Source organism: Rhodococcus artemisiae (assembly GCF_036327795.1).
GTDB lineage: Bacteria > Actinomycetota > Actinomycetes > Mycobacteriales > Mycobacteriaceae > Rhodococcus > Rhodococcus artemisiae.
Window position 1 is genome coordinate 228,014 of the sequence record NZ_JAUTXY010000007.1, and the last position, 13,902, is coordinate 241,915.

A 13,902-nucleotide genomic window follows, 5' to 3' on the forward strand; every position below is an offset into this window, starting at 1 on the left:
AACTCCAGTCGGTCAGCTGCGAGAGAGCAGCAAACCGCTCGTCGGTACGCTCGTTCCGGCAGTGACGAGCATGTGATCGACTCCGTCGATGGGATTGCAGGATTGATCCCGCAGTTGCCGAACTGCTTCGAGAATGCCGTTCATCCCGTGGATGTACGCCTCACCCAACTGCCCACCGTGTGTGTTGAGCGGCAGCCGACCGTCGAGCTCGAGGTTCCCGTCTCGGATGAAGTCCTTCGCTTCGCCTACCGGGCAGAATCCGAAGGCCTCGAGTTGCGGCAAGACCAAGGGGGTGAAGTGATCGTAGATGATCGCGCCGCCGATATCGTCCGGTGTCAGACCTGATGTTTCGTAGAGTTGCCGGGCCACGAGGGACATCTCGGGCAGACCCACGAAATCGGTGTCGGGCCGGTAGTAACTCGTCATCGAATGCTGGTCATCGGCGATACCCTGCGCAGCTGCAGCGATCGATACGGGGCGCTGGGCGAGGTCGGCTGCCCTCTCGCTGCTCGTCACGACCAACGCAACACCGCCGTCGCTTTCCTGGCAGCAGTCGAGCAGGTGCAGCGGCTCGACAATCCACGGCGACTGCTGATGCTGTTCGAGGGTGATCGGCTGCTCGTAGAACCACGCGTTGGGATTCGTGGCCGCGTGTTTGCGGTCCACCACGCTGATACGGCCGAAATCCTCGCTGGTCGCGCCAAAGGTGTGCATGTACCGCTGGGCGAACATGGCGACCTTGCTCGCAGGGGTCAACAGGCCGAAAGGGTTCGTCCAGCCCGCGGACACCTGCTCGGAGCCCGAGCCGACGGGCTGGCCACGGTTGGCTGTGCCGAACCGCTTCCCCGATCGTTCGTTGAATGCCCGGTAGACCACTACGTTGCGGGCGGTGCCGGTCGCAACCGCCAGCACGGCCTGGAGCACGACACCACACGCGGCGCCGCCACCGAAATGTACACGGGAGAAGTACGTCACGTCGCCCATGCCGAGTGCTCGGGCGACGTCGGTTTCGGCGCTGGTATCCATCGAGATGGTAGCCAGTCCGTCGATGTCTTCCGGGCGGAGACCGGCATCGTCGATCGCGGACTTCACCGCTTCCACAGCCAATCTCAGCTCGCTACGACCGGACTTCTTCGAGAATTCGGTCTGTCCGATGCCGACGATCGCAGTCTTGTTGCTCCACTGGCTATCCACGGGAGACATCCTTTCCGTCGGTCTCGGCGACCGGGTGGAACTGTGGCAGCACGAGACCTGGTTCGACCTCGGCGAATTCGACTTCGACCGACATTCCGATCGAGACCTCGCTCGGCTTCACTCCGACGACCTGCGACACGAGGCGCACGCCTTCTTCCAGCTCGACCACCGACACGTTGTAGGGTTCGTCGAATCCTTGGGACAGTGGCTTGTGGAAGGTGACGTGCGAGTACACCGTGCCTGCTCCCGAGACGACAAGGTGCCCGAGGGCAAACGAACCGCATGCCGAGCAGATCGGCTTCGGGGGATGGCTCAGTGCGGCGCAATCGGAACACTGCTGGATTCGAAGTTCGCCGTCGCGCACACCGTTCCAGAAGAATTCGGTGTCCTCGCTGACCGCCGGCCATGAGCGGCGGCGCTCCGATATCGGTGACGGGTCCTGCTTGTTCGTCTGTGCACTCATACCAGTTCCACCTTCACGGAACTGACGACGGCGTCGCTGCGACGGCCGTTGTCGATGATCAGATCGAGGTCGACCAGTAGTCGATCGTCGATGATGTCACGGCCGACCACCGTCGCACCCACGGTGAGTGTGTCACCCGGGCAGCCATGTGAGTGAATCTTGATCCTCATCTTCCGTAGGAACGACTCGTATCCGGCCCATTCGGTCACGACCCTGCCGATCAACCCCTGGTACCACATCGTGTTCAGGAAGATGTTCGGCGCGCCGTTCTCCTGGGCGAATGGCGGGTCGTGATGGATTCGGTACAGATCTCGTGTTCCCACAACATCTTTGGCAAGCGTCGAGTAGGAGACATCGAAGGTGAAGGGTTCGAGTTCGTGTCCGACGACGACCTCGTCCCACGGAATGCGTGGTCGGGCTGTCATGACTGTGCTCCCGTTCCGTCGTAGAGTAGCGTGACGTTCCGTGCGATCGCGACGAGACGCGTGTTGTGCTGCGTGTGATATTCGATTTCGTAGGTCATGAACACACCCGGCCCGACCTTCGTCTGCTTGACTGGGCTCACGGAGGTGACGCGGCGATCTCTGCCCATGTGCCCGTCCTCGGGTCCGAACGGCTCGAGGTACTCCTCCTCGCGCTCGACCACGGTGACAGTGGTGAAACCCCGGTCCGCGAGGACCTCACGGATCTTTCCTTCGGGCGTCGACGTACGTGCCTGGTCCACCTCACCACGCAGATATTTCGGTAACCACCACGCGTCGATGTTGAAGGCCATCAGACCCTGCGGCGGCGCGATGACGCGGCCGAATCGCGACGCCTTCGCCACCTCGGGTTGCCAATAGATGGGGTTCGCATCCTCGACCATCCCGCAGAACTGCTGGATCGCCGTCGTCTCCAACGGGTATGCCGACCACACACGGGGGGCGTACTCACCGATGTACGGGGCAAGCTCGTCCGCCAGCCCGACGTACTTCTCTTTCAGTTCCACAGCATTCTCCTTGCCTCCGATCTGCGCGGCGCTGCACGCACCGATGATCGAATGCATCAAGGTTCAAGTAGCCTGAGATTCCTATTGGCACAAGTCACTATTCGCACTTTCCCAGTCGGCGAGCACGTCGTCCGCCTCGTCCGGAGCTCGGTCTGCAATTCGTCCGGGAGTGCGCGAAAGTCGTGGCGCGACAGCCGGAACGAGACCGCCCGCGAATTCTCGAACCAGCTTACGGTGCCGGTTGTGCTCGTGTTCGGGAACCTCGTCCAGCGACAGCACCGGTGTGACACAGGCATCGACCCCGTCGAATGCCTTACACCAATACTCCCGCGTCCGGGTCCGGAAGAGAGCCACGATGTCTTTCTTTCGTTCGGGCCACAATTCGACGTCCGACTGCGCGTTGTCCCATTCGGGACCTGTCAACCCGAGAACGTCCCTGAATGCCCGGTAGAACTGCGGCTCGATGCATCCGACCGCCATGTATCCACCGTCGGCGGTTTCGTAGACGTCGTAGAAGAAGGCACCGGAGTCCAGTTTGTTCGTACCGCGACGGTCGGAATGCTGCCCGACCGAGCGATTCCAGTGGAAGGTCGTCATCAGACTGGCAGCGCCGTCTACCATCGCGGCGTCGACGATCTGGCCCTTACCCGAATGGGAACGCTCGTACAATGCACACATGATTCCGTACAGGAGATACATGGATCCGCCGCCGTAGTCTCCCACGAGATTCAACGGGACCGTGGGCAGCGCCCCGTCCCTACCGACCGCACCGAGAGCCCCGGCTATCGAGATGTAGTTGATGTCGTGTCCAGCGGTCCGGGCGAGCGGACCCGACTGGCCCCAGCCGGTCATCCGCGCGTAGATCAGCTTCTCGTTCCGGCCCAGACAGACATCCGGTCCCAGTCCGAGTCGTTCCATCGTGCCCGGCCGAAAACCCTCGATGAGCACGTCTGCGCGCGTCACGAGCTTCAACAGCAGCTGGACATCGGACGGCTCTTTGAGATCGACTGCAATGCGGCGTCGCCCTCGGTCGGTGGGTCCGACGCGAGGATCGCGGTCTGCGCGATCGATGCGGACGACGTCGGCACCCATGTCGGCCAGATGCATCGCAGCGAACGGGCCCGGTCCCATGCCTGCCATTTCCAGGACACGCAGCCCTGCCAGTGGTCCCGTCACGTGCATGTCTCCCTGTCTCCGAAGTCCGCTGTACCGTCACCGATCGACCATGTGTGCGTCATAGATCGAGTTCGGGGCCCGCGCCGAATGCCCCGCGAGCTGCCAGATCTTCGATGACGTCGTCCGACAAGTTCAGGTACGAGCGGAGGACTGCAACCGTATCCTCTCCCAGCCGCGGCACCCGACGGCTCTCGGCGCTCGTCGACTCCGAATCCAAAGGACCTCGAACCAGCGGTATCTCGGTCCCGTCCGTTCTCGTTGCCGCTCCCATGAACGGTGCCGAGAGTTCACTGTCGGCAATGAACTCGGGGATCCGATTCACGAGCGCATACGGGATGCGTACCTCTTGGAGAATCTTCACCCACTCCGCACTGTCGCGCTCGGCGAAGACCTGTTCCATGACTTCCTGCTCGTCGTACCGGTTTTCGCCTCGAAGCAGGTGCGTCGCGAAGCGGGGATCCTCGAGGATGTCGAGACGTCCCACGGCCCGGCACAACCTGTCGAACATCCGGTCGTTTCCGATAGCGACCTGGATCCACCGTGCGTCCGCCGTCCGGTACGCCCCGTGCGATGCGCCGGCTCCGCCTGCACGAGGCTGGGACGGTGCGCTGTCCTCGCCGGTCGCCAGGAAGCGCAGGACATCAGCGCCCATGAGATGTACTGCCGAGGCAAGCAGAGACACCGAGATGTGGCCACCTGCACCGGTGCGGTCGGCTTCCAGGACGGCGCCCAGAACTTCGATCGTCGCCCACAGCGCCGCTGTCTTGTCGACGATCGACGCTCCGATCCGCTTGGGCGGATCACCCTTGAACCCTGTGGTGTACATGATGCCGGTCGCTGCCTGGATGACCGGGTCGTACGCCGGATCGTCCGCCCGCGCGCCTGTCGTTCCGAATGCGTTCACCGATGCCACGACGAGCTTCGGGTTTCGGGAGACGAGCATCGCGGGATCGAGTCCGATGCGTGTCATCACCGAGGGGCGCATGTTTTCGATCAGGATATCGGCCTTATCGATCATGTCCACGGCCGTCGCGATCCCGGCCTCGGACTTCAGATCCAGGACGACGGACTTCTTGCCGTAAGCGGTTTCCGTGAAGAACAGCCCGTCGCCGTCGAACGCGGGGAAGGAGTGCCGTCCGTCGTCGCCGGTGCCGGGCCGCTCGATCTTCAGGACATTTGCCCCGAGGGCGGCCAGATTCCGGCCGACCATCGGTCCGCTGACGTAGTTGCAGATCTCGACAACTGTACGTCCTGCGAGAGCTTTTCCGACGTCGATCATTTCGTTCCTCCGATCTCCGACACGGTACGGGTGTCCGCGAGCGCGGTGCCTGCGATATATCCGAGAGTCATCGCAGGTCCGAGCGTCGAACCGGCACCGGGATAGCCCGTGGACAGTGGATTGGCCGAGACGTTGCCCACGGCGAACAGACCCGGAACCACAGTTCCGTCCGAGCGCAGGGCGCGTCCGCGGGCGTCGGTCACCACGCCGCCGGCGGTACCGAACGCACCGGGAAGGAACTCCATTCCGTAGAACGGTCCGATCTCGATCGGCGCAAGATTCGCGTTCGGATACGGGTTGGTGGGATCTCCGCTGTACTGGTCGTAGGGACTCTCACCGCGGTGGAAGTCCTCGTCCACGCCGGTCTCGGCGAACTTGTTGAAGCGCTCGACGGTGACCGCGAGGTCCTGGGCTTCGAACCCGAGTCCCTCGGCAATATCAGTAAGGCTCGCGCCGGTCGTAATCCATTCGGGGAGTTCGTCACCCGCTGAGTATGTGAGGAATCCATAACGCTCGAGGAAGCGGTGATCGAAGACGACGAACATCCGCAGTGGAATGCCCTTGGCTTCGGACGCCGCGAGAGCGGACCGAATCAGGCTGTTGTAGTCCTGCGCTTCGTTCACGATGCGCTTGCCGGTGCTGTCGACAATGATGACGCCCGGCGACTGCCGCTCAGAGCGGATGTGGCGGCCGACGCGCTGTCCTTCGACCTCCTGGCCGGGCACCGACACCATCGGTGCCCACCATGCCTCGTCCATGTGGTCGAAGCGTGCATCGAGGCGGGCGGCCATCCGATGTCCGTCGCCGGTGTTGTGCGGAGGGCTGCAGCGAATCGGGATCGTCATCGGCAGATACTCGCTCATCATCTCGGCATTCCATTCGAATCCGCCGCAGGCGAGCACGACACCACCAGTCGCTGTGATCTGCCGATCCGCGAGCGCGACACCGCGGACGACGCCGTCTTCCTCGAGCAGGTCCTGCGCCGGAGCCTCGAGCGCGAAGTCGACACCGGCCTGCAGACATGCCTGGAACACCGGGCCGACCAATGCAGCACCCCGTGCGACGATTCCCTTGGCTGTCCGCTCCCGCAGCTTCTCCCACGGGAAGTTCGCCCACGAACCCCACTGCTTGAATTCGATCATCGAATACTGGAGCAGGTTCTCGTCCCGGCGAAGTAGGTCCTTCCACTCGCCGAGCAAACGGGAATCATAGATGGTCGGCTGCATCGCGCGGCCGTAGCGCGAACCCTCGAGCCCCAGCTTGTAGTCGGGGTATCCGACGGAGGTCACCAGTTCGAGGGTCGTGTGCTCGCGCAGGAATGCGACCATCGCGTTTGCGTGATCGAGAAACGCGTCGGACACCTCACTGCCGCCGACTGTCTGGGCGAGGTACGTTCGAGCACTTTCGATGTCGTCGTCGACACCTCCCTCGGCCATTCCGTCGTTGGCGGGAATCCAGATGGTGCCTGCCGACACTGCAGACGTTCCGCCGATCTGGCCGGACTTCTCCAGCACGAGCACCGATTGCCCCGCCGACGCCGCTGTGAGGGCAGCAACCAGGCCACCTGCGCCCGACCCGACCACGATGACGTCGTATCTGTTCGACAGATCCGGCTTTCCCAGAATTTTCATGAGTTGTCCCTTGTGCTGGATGGCGCGATCACCGACATCTCGACGGTCGATAGAAGGCCGTCGCGGGCGGAATCCGCCGGTCGGGTCATTTCTTGGCTGCTGCGTCGAACATGCTCGAACGTGCGGTGATCAGTGACCGCATGTTCGCGATTCCACTCTGATACCCGCCGCCCACCTCGAGCATCGCCGACGAGTTTCCGGCCGCGTACAGGCCTTCGATCGGGCTGCCGTCGTAGTCCAGGACCCGTCCCACATCGTCGGTGTCGAGCCCGGTGGTCGGGATACCGGTACCGACGAGGACCGGCCGCATCGCGTAGAACGGGCCGATGGCAACCGGGCCCAGATTCGGATGCTGGTCGGCCTGATGGTCACCATAGGAGACCTGCGAGTACATGCGTTCGCCGCGCCCGAATTCACGGTCGACACCGGCTGCGCAGTCGGCGTTGAACCGCTGAACCTGGTCGGCAAAGACTCCAGGATCTACGCCCATCTTCTCGCCGAGAGCCTCGATCGTGTCGGCCGACACAACGTCCCACTCGGACGGGAAATCCATTCCCGGCGAGATCGTGGAGAACGAGTATTCGCTGCGGAATCTGGTGTCGAAGACCCACCAGCACGGCCAGTTCGCGAAGGCCTGCCTGCGCCCGTCGATCACCTTGAGCGCGTGACCGATTGCCGGATAGAATGATTCATCACAGAACCGGCGACCGTCTCCGTTCACTAGGATCGAGTACGGGTACGAGACCGCACGGAAGATGCCGGTCATGGGTCGGCCGTCGTCCTTGCGGCCGGGGACCGGATATCCCAGGCGCATCGGCTTGGGTTCGCTCACGACACGAGCCCCCAGCGGTGCGGTCAGCCTGAAGTGATCGCCCACCACCGAGGGCGGTGCCGCGGATGCGACATCGGGGATGCCCTCGAAAGTTCTCATCGCTCTGGGATCCCAGTCGTAGGCGCCGGTTGCGATGAGGACGCCGTGACGTGCGCCGATGGTGCGCCCGTCGTCGATGCGCACACCCACAACTCGTCCGGACTCGGAGATCAGCTCCGACACCGAGGTCGACGTCATGATCTCCGATCCGGCGTCGATTGCTCCGCGGAGGAAGAGCGCCGCGAGCCCTGTGCCCATGCACAACTCGTCGGCGGCCTCGCGTTGCTCGAGCAGCGAGCGATCCCACGTGTGGCTACGCGCGATGCCACCGAGCTTCCACATGTCTTCGTGAGTGAGCCGGTACTGAACATGAGGCGAGACCCGGAGGCGGTTCCGCCATTCACCCAACGACGAGCCCGGATACGGATCGACTTCGAGTAGTCTTCCTTGCCTTCGCGCGTCCGGAAATTCACCGTAGTAATAATCCGGCAGATCGTCGACTATCCGGAACTTGGCATCCAAAAGCTCGGTGAAGTACTCGAGTGTCGGGTTTGCATTGTCGGCATAGAAGCGCACATGCGCTTCGTCCGCGAAACCCATGCCGAGCCGGCGCAGGTAGCCTGCACCGGCCTCCGCCGAGTCTTCGATTCCTGCGTCGCGCTCGAGGAACGAGCCGGCCACCCATAATTGGCCGGCCGAGTATGCGGTCACCCCGCCGAGGGAGTCCGTCTTCTCGATCAGCAGGGAGGACAACCCACGCTCCTTAGCGGCGGTCATCGCGGCAAGACCTGCAAGTCCGCCACCGATTGCAATCACATCGAACGTCGAGTTCATCGACGCCGCCTTTCTGTCCGTCGGATCTGTGCACACGAGAATCGGAGCGTTGCGTCGGAAGTGCACAGCAAGGGGTATACGGCGAGACCCCCCGATTCCACGGCCCGGACGGGTACTTCTGCGGAAAAGATTGTCTCGCAAGAGAATAGGTAGGTCGAGCATCACCGAGCTCGACTTCTTCTCGAAGCTATCGTCGCCGGACCTCGAAGTCAATATTCTATATTGGATCGGGTCCGGGCGGGGCGCCGGAAAGGGCCGCCGGGCAATGAGCCCGGCGCGCGCCCCTCGCTCAGTCTCCCAGCCGCAAACCGGCAGCACGCGTGCCGAACACGTCGATAGCAAATACCGATCCGAGCTTTTCTGCGTCCCAGCGCTTTCCGTTGTTCGACACCGTCGCAATCGGAGTCCAGCCCCGCAACCAAGAGATATTCTCGCCCAGCGCCTTGATGACCTGGCCACTGACGTGCCCGGCTTCCGGACTTGCCAGCCACGCCACCACCGGTGACCCCAACGACGGATCCTTCGGATCGAATTCGTCATCGGTGCGCTGATCGGGCTCGACCGCCGCCGGACGGCCCGGCATCGTCGCCGACATCCGAGTCAGACCACCTGGACTGATCGCGTTGACCGTAGCGCCGATCGATGCCAGTTCGAGACTCAAGGTCTGAGTCAGTCCCGCAATCGCAGCCTTCGCCGGACCATAGTTCGTCTGGCCGAAATGTCCCTGCAGGCCCGCGCCCGACGTGGTGTTGATGATCCGCCCATAGACCTTTTCACCGGACGCCTTCGACTCCTCACGCCACTTACGCGCAACCGCGCGGCTCGTCAACCACGAGCCACGTACATGCACCCGCATCACGAGGTCGAAATCCTCGGCGCTCATGTTCCAGATCGCTCGGTCCCGAACGATGCCGGCGTTGTTGACCACGATGTCGAGACGGCCGAGCTGCGAATATGCTCGCTCCACTAGCAGATCCACCTGCTCTTCGTTCCCGACATCACTGAAGTCGGAGATCGCCCGGCCACCACGGTCTTCGATGACCTGTACAACCTCGTCGGCAACTTTCCCTGTTCCCTCACCGCTGACCGATGTACCCAGATCATTGACGATCACCGTCGCGCCGTGGCCGGCCAACTCCAACGCATGAGCACGACCGATACCGTGACCCGAGCCTGTCACCAACGCGACTTTGCCCTCGAGCAACTTACCCATGTAATGCCTCCCTCGAATCGAAAAATTCTTGCTACTGCGCCACTTCAGCGGCAGGGCGGAACACCGTCGCCTCGAGCTCGTCGGTCAACGATCGGAACGCAACCTCGACCGCCATACCGACCTCGAGGTCCTCGGGCTCACACCCTTCGATGTTGGTCATGACGCGTGGGCCCTCTTCCAGCTCCACCAGTGCAGCCACATAAGGCAACCGCGACTTGAACGGATGCAGATCATTCACATACACCGTCGAATACGTGTACAAGGTGCCACGTCCACTCGCTTCCACCGCGGTCACGTCCTCGCTCCAGCAGAACGGGCAGAACGGCCGCGGGTAGTGATGCACCTTTTCGCACGCACCGCATTTCGCGATCAGCAGTCTTCCTTGTCCGGCCGCGTCCCAGTAGGGAGCAGTCGCGTCCTCGACGGTAGGAATGTCCGCGCGCGGCTTCTCCGGCGCAGCGCCGTGGTCGGATCGTTTTTTCTCGGTCATCGCTTCCTCACCAACCCACGTAACGGGGGTCCCGCTTGTCGACGAACGCTTGCACGCCTTCGGTACTGTCCTGCGAGTAGCCCTGAATCTCCTGCGCCATCGCCTCTGCCACGAACGATTGGGTGCGGTCTACATCCGGTGAGTCGTTGAACAGTCGCTTCGTCAACGCAATCGAGCTGGTAGGCGCGGAGGCCAATCTGGATGTGAATTCCTCTGTTGCCGAATCGAGCTCGTTCTCCGGTACGACCCGATTGACCAACCCCAGATCGAATGCCTGACGCGCCGAGAGCTTGTCACCGAAGAAGACCATCTCCTTCGCGCGCTGCATGCCGATGCGACGTGGCAGGAGATAGGCACCGCCGCCGTCGACGACGAGACCCCGCTTGACGAAAGACTCTGCGAAATATGCGTTCTCCGAGGTCACCACAAGATCCGACGCGTACGCCAGGTGCGCACCGATGCCGGCAGCCGCGCCTTGTACAACTGCGATGACAGGCTTGGGGCAGTCGAGCACCGACGCAACCAGACGCTGTGCGCCTGTCATGATGGTGTGCATCGCCCCGGTCACCCGCTTGACCTTGGTCGCGCGATCACCCGACAGCTTGAGTACATCCGCACCTGCACAGAAATGCCTGCCGTTCGCACGTAGCACGACCACGCGCACGTCGGGGTCTCCCCCGGCCTCCTCGAAGAGACGAATCAGCTCGTTGCGATCATCAGGTCGCAGCGCGTTCGCAGCCTTCGGCCGGTTGAGCGTGATCGTCAAGACGCCGCCCTCCCACTGCCGGAGCACGCCGTCCGTGCTCTGTGCCTGTCCGTCAATGACGTCGGTCACCGAATCCTCCTCGACCCCACGGTCATGGTGTTGTGATCTGTTCTGTCGTCAGCGCGCGGTGTACTCGACGCGAAGATGCTTGATGCCGTTCAAGAAATTGGCCCGCAGCACGTCCGGCTCTCCGACCGTGCGAATGTCCGGGAAACGCTCGAAGAGCATCCGAAAGGCGACGTTCATTTCCAAGCGCGCCAAGTGTGCACCCAGACAGAAGTGCGGTCCGGGAGCACCGAAGGCCAAGTGCGGATTAGGATCCCGGGTTATGTCGAAGGACGACGGGTTCACGAAAGCGGAGTCGTCGCGGTTCGCCGAACCGTACCAGAGCACCACTTTGTCGCCCTTGCTGAACTCCTGGTCGCCGAGCTTCACGCCGTCACGAGTGACGGTGCGGCGCATGTGCACCACAGGACTGGCGTAACGGAGAATCTCCTCTATCGCGGTGGGAGCGTACCGGTCGTAGTCCGACAGCCAAAGGTCGCGCTGATCCGGATGCTTCGTGAGGAGGTGCAGACCGTGCGAGATCGCATTGCGCGTCGTCTCATTACCCGCACCGACCAGGAGAATGAAGAACTTCGCCATCTCCTGAGGTGTGAGATTCTCGGCGTCGTTTGCCGCGACGAGCCTGGTGATTAGGTCGTCCTTCGGGTCGGCGATCCGTTCCTCTGCAAGATCGTTCAGAATCGCGATCAGCCTTTGGCTCGCATCCGTCATCGCCGCTGCAAGCCCCTCGGAACTCTGATCCGGCACATACTCCGGATCGACGGCTCCCAGCAGGACATTGGTTGCTTCGAGGATGAACGCCTCGTGTTCCCGTGGGATTCCGAGCAGGTTGTCGATGATGCGCAGCGGTACCAACGCGGCGAAGTCGGAGACGAAATCACCTCCGCCGGGAGGCATCCCGTCCAGGATCTCCGACACCGTGTCCTCGATGTCTTCCCGGATCGATGACAACGCCTTGTTCGTGAATCCGCGCGAGACGATCTTCCGCAACCGCGCATGCTCCGGGTTGTCCATGTCGATGAACGAGCCCCGATACTCGCGCAGCTTGGCCGGCTGATCAAAGATCTGAGTGCCCTCGCCCGAGCAGAAATCGTCCGGACGTCGAGATACTTCCAGGACATCCTCATGTCGTGTGAGCGCCCAGAATCCCCGTGAGCCCACCGGCACGAATGCACGCGGGTTCTCCTGACGCAGCGACGCGAAGAAGTCATCGCGTTCAGTAGACCGGTGCTGCCACCAGTCCAGATCCATCAAGAGCGAAGCCACAGACTCGGTTCCCACCATCACAACCCGCCTCGTCTTTCCGCGGACACGCACCGTGGCGCCCGCCATGTCTAATTAATTCTGGCAGTATTGTCACTATTACACAACACCGATGAGCAGCATCTTTGTCGGTGTTCATTAGTCTACGATCCTGAAAACTGGCTTACATGTCACACCTGGAGGACCCTCATGGCGGACCACTTTCCAGCCCCCGCACTGGTGATCAGCGAATGCCAGCACGGCATCCTCGATCCAGACCTGTCCGTCTCGTCCGGGCTCGCACGCGAGGCCGCTGAACGAGACATCGTCGGCCGCACGGCCTCGCTCGCCCGCCAATTTCGCGCTCGCGGTCTACCTGTAGTGCACTGCATCATCGAGCACCGGGCCGACCAACGTGGGATGCTCGCGAATTCGTATCTCGGCACGATGGCGTTGCGTACCCGCAGCTTGACCGAAGGCACACCGGATGTGGGAATTCCGTCCGAATTGGGACCCGAGCCAGCAGACATCGTCAGCAGTCGCGCGACAGGCATAACAGCGTTCTATGGCACCGACCTCGATGCAATGCTCCGCCTCGAAGGCGTTCGCACCGTCGTACTGGCCGGCGTCTCGACCAACCTCGCCGTCCCCGGACTTGCGAGCGAAGCCGTGAACCGCGGCTACCACGTTGTTCTTGCAGAGGACTGCACTGCCGGGACATCCCCACAGGCACATGCCGCGATGCTGGAGAACACCCTCGGGGCCCTGGCCCGCATCATGGCCTCCGAAGACATCGTTACCCGCCTGCCGGGCCACTCATGATCAGACCGGCTGCGCAGCCAGGCTTTCCGCGTCGGATACCGCATCTCCGTTGATCGAGAATCCGCCGTCCACGGTCACCATCGACCCGGTAGCAAACTCGGCTTCGTCGGATACCAGCCAGGTGGCTGCATAGGCGATGTCCATCGGATTGCCTATCCGCGTCAGGCGCCCGCCTCCGGTGTGATGACCGGAGTCACCTTTCGACGCGACGACACGGCCGACAAGGATACAGTTGGCCCGGATCCCGTCCGGGCTGCCCTCCACAGCCAGCGTTCGAGTCAGACTGTTCACTCCGGCCTTGGCCGCTCCGTACGCGGCGAATCCTTTGAACCCTGACAGCGATTGGCCGGACGAAATATTGAGAATGGACGCCCCCTCTGACCGGGCGAGGTGCGGCCACGCGTACTTCGACGCCCAGAAGACATTTCCGGTGAGGGTACCGGTCATGATCCGTTCCCACTCTGCCGTGTCGTACTCGTGGAGGGGTTTGATCGTGCCGGCCACAGCATCGGTGGGCGCAGCGTTGTTGACCAGAGTCGACAGCCCTCCGAACCGAGCGACAACCGCGTCGACGACCGCGCGGATACTGTCTTCCGAAGTCACATCGAGAGAGAAGAACTCGGCTTCTCCTCCCGCCGCGCGGATCCTGTCGACGACCTTGCGTCCGCGCCCCTCCGTACGCCCGGTGACCGCAACACTCGCGCCCTCCGACGCGAAGTGTTCCGCGATCGACCTTCCGATGCCACGGGTGGAGCCCGTCACCAAAACCGTCTTGTCCTTCAGCCGCTCACTCACACATTTGCCTTTCGTGGGGGTCGTACCAAGTTCGAACAGTGCGGGCACGTAGGAGCAGACCGAGCCGTCTTC

Annotated in this window: 14 protein-coding genes; 1 reads left to right on the plus strand and 13 read right to left on the minus strand. The window is 62.5% G+C overall.

Annotation, left to right across the window (positions count from 1 at the left end):
- Positions 1–12 precede the first annotated feature (12 nt).
- From Q7514_RS16870 to Q7514_RS16925, 12 genes are all read right to left on the minus strand, one after another.
- Complete coding sequence (locus Q7514_RS16870; protein ID WP_408016112.1) at positions 13–1,194, minus strand: lipid-transfer protein; 1,182 nt, start codon at positions 1,192–1,194, stop codon at positions 13–15.
- Complete coding sequence (locus Q7514_RS16875) at positions 1,187–1,657, minus strand: Zn-ribbon domain-containing OB-fold protein (protein ID WP_330134435.1); 471 nt, start codon at positions 1,655–1,657, stop codon at positions 1,187–1,189. The genes Q7514_RS16870 and Q7514_RS16875 overlap by 8 nt, the downstream gene beginning before the upstream one ends.
- Complete coding sequence (locus Q7514_RS16880) at positions 1,654–2,082, minus strand: hotdog family protein (RefSeq protein WP_330134436.1); 429 nt, start codon at positions 2,080–2,082, stop codon at positions 1,654–1,656. The genes Q7514_RS16875 and Q7514_RS16880 overlap by 4 nt, the downstream gene beginning before the upstream one ends.
- Positions 2,079–2,702 carry an FAS1-like dehydratase domain-containing protein gene (locus Q7514_RS16885; RefSeq protein WP_330134437.1) on the minus strand — a complete coding sequence of 208 codons (624 nt, stop codon included), beginning with the start codon at positions 2,700–2,702 and terminating at the stop codon, positions 2,079–2,081. The genes Q7514_RS16880 and Q7514_RS16885 overlap by 4 nt, the downstream gene beginning before the upstream one ends.
- A 24-nt stretch (positions 2,703–2,726) precedes the next feature.
- A complete protein-coding gene (locus tag Q7514_RS16890) occupies positions 2,727–3,821 on the minus strand; it encodes a CaiB/BaiF CoA transferase family protein (protein WP_330134438.1) in 1,095 nt (364 codons plus the stop codon).
- Positions 3,822–3,879: 58 nt separating this feature from the next.
- Positions 3,880–5,100, minus strand: a complete 1,221-nt coding sequence (locus tag Q7514_RS16895) for a CaiB/BaiF CoA transferase family protein (protein ID WP_330134439.1) — start codon at positions 5,098–5,100, stop codon at positions 3,880–3,882.
- Positions 5,097–6,731, minus strand: a complete 1,635-nt coding sequence (locus Q7514_RS16900) for an FAD-dependent oxidoreductase (protein WP_330134440.1) — start codon at positions 6,729–6,731, stop codon at positions 5,097–5,099. The genes Q7514_RS16895 and Q7514_RS16900 overlap by 4 nt, the downstream gene beginning before the upstream one ends.
- A gap of 85 nt (positions 6,732–6,816) precedes the next feature.
- Complete coding sequence (locus tag Q7514_RS16905; protein ID WP_330134441.1) at positions 6,817–8,436, minus strand: FAD-dependent oxidoreductase; 1,620 nt, start codon at positions 8,434–8,436, stop codon at positions 6,817–6,819.
- A 289-nt stretch (positions 8,437–8,725) separates the two neighbouring features.
- Positions 8,726–9,649 carry an SDR family NAD(P)-dependent oxidoreductase gene (locus Q7514_RS16910; RefSeq protein WP_330134442.1) on the minus strand — a complete coding sequence of 308 codons (924 nt, stop codon included), beginning with the start codon at positions 9,647–9,649 and terminating at the stop codon, positions 8,726–8,728.
- 31 nt (positions 9,650–9,680) lie between these two features.
- Positions 9,681–10,139, minus strand: a complete 459-nt coding sequence (locus tag Q7514_RS16915) for a Zn-ribbon domain-containing OB-fold protein (protein ID WP_330134443.1) — start codon at positions 10,137–10,139, stop codon at positions 9,681–9,683.
- Positions 10,140–10,146: 7 nt separating this feature from the next.
- Positions 10,147–10,974 carry an enoyl-CoA hydratase/isomerase family protein gene (locus Q7514_RS16920; protein ID WP_408016113.1) on the minus strand — a complete coding sequence of 276 codons (828 nt, stop codon included), beginning with the start codon at positions 10,972–10,974 and terminating at the stop codon, positions 10,147–10,149.
- Positions 10,975–11,022: 48 nt separating this feature from the next.
- Entirely contained in the window at positions 11,023–12,255 is a 1,233-nt protein-coding gene (locus tag Q7514_RS16925; RefSeq protein WP_330134444.1) for a cytochrome P450, read from the minus strand.
- A gap of 168 nt (positions 12,256–12,423) precedes the next feature.
- Here Q7514_RS16925 and Q7514_RS16930 point away from each other — a divergent pair, with 168 nt between their 5' ends.
- On the plus strand, positions 12,424–13,035 hold the full coding sequence (locus Q7514_RS16930) for a cysteine hydrolase (RefSeq protein WP_330134445.1): 612 nt from the start codon (positions 12,424–12,426) through the stop codon (positions 13,033–13,035).
- Here the strand turns inward: Q7514_RS16930 and Q7514_RS16935 are convergent, their stop codons facing one another.
- Entirely contained in the window at positions 13,036–13,830 is a 795-nt protein-coding gene (locus Q7514_RS16935) for an SDR family NAD(P)-dependent oxidoreductase (RefSeq protein WP_330134446.1), read from the minus strand. It abuts the gene before it with no gap.
- Positions 13,831–13,902: the final 72 nt, after the last annotated feature.

Bases quoted from the DNA above. Each gene is read 5' to 3' on its own strand.
- Q7514_RS16875 (WP_330134435.1), bottom strand. From the start codon at position 1,657: ATGAGTGCACAGACGAACAAGCAGGACCCGTCACCGATATCGGAGCGC.
- Q7514_RS16880 (WP_330134436.1), bottom strand. From the start codon at position 2,082: ATGACAGCCCGACCACGCATTCCGTGGGACGAGGTCGTCGTCGGACAC.
- Q7514_RS16885 (WP_330134437.1), bottom strand. From the start codon at position 2,702: ATGCATTCGATCATCGGTGCGTGCAGCGCCGCGCAGATCGGAGGCAAG.
- Q7514_RS16895 (WP_330134439.1), bottom strand. From the start codon at position 5,100: ATGATCGACGTCGGAAAAGCTCTCGCAGGACGTACAGTTGTCGAGATC.
- Q7514_RS16900 (WP_330134440.1), bottom strand. From the start codon at position 6,731: ATGAAAATTCTGGGAAAGCCGGATCTGTCGAACAGATACGACGTCATC.
- Q7514_RS16905 (WP_330134441.1), bottom strand. From the start codon at position 8,436: ATGAACTCGACGTTCGATGTGATTGCAATCGGTGGCGGACTTGCAGGT.
- Q7514_RS16910 (WP_330134442.1), bottom strand. From the start codon at position 9,649: ATGGGTAAGTTGCTCGAGGGCAAAGTCGCGTTGGTGACAGGCTCGGGT.
- Q7514_RS16915 (WP_330134443.1), bottom strand. From the start codon at position 10,139: ATGACCGAGAAAAAACGATCCGACCACGGCGCTGCGCCGGAGAAGCCG.
- Q7514_RS16925 (WP_330134444.1), bottom strand. From the start codon at position 12,255: ATGGTGGGAACCGAGTCTGTGGCTTCGCTCTTGATGGATCTGGACTGG.
- Q7514_RS16930 (WP_330134445.1), top strand. From the start codon at position 12,424: ATGGCGGACCACTTTCCAGCCCCCGCACTGGTGATCAGCGAATGCCAG.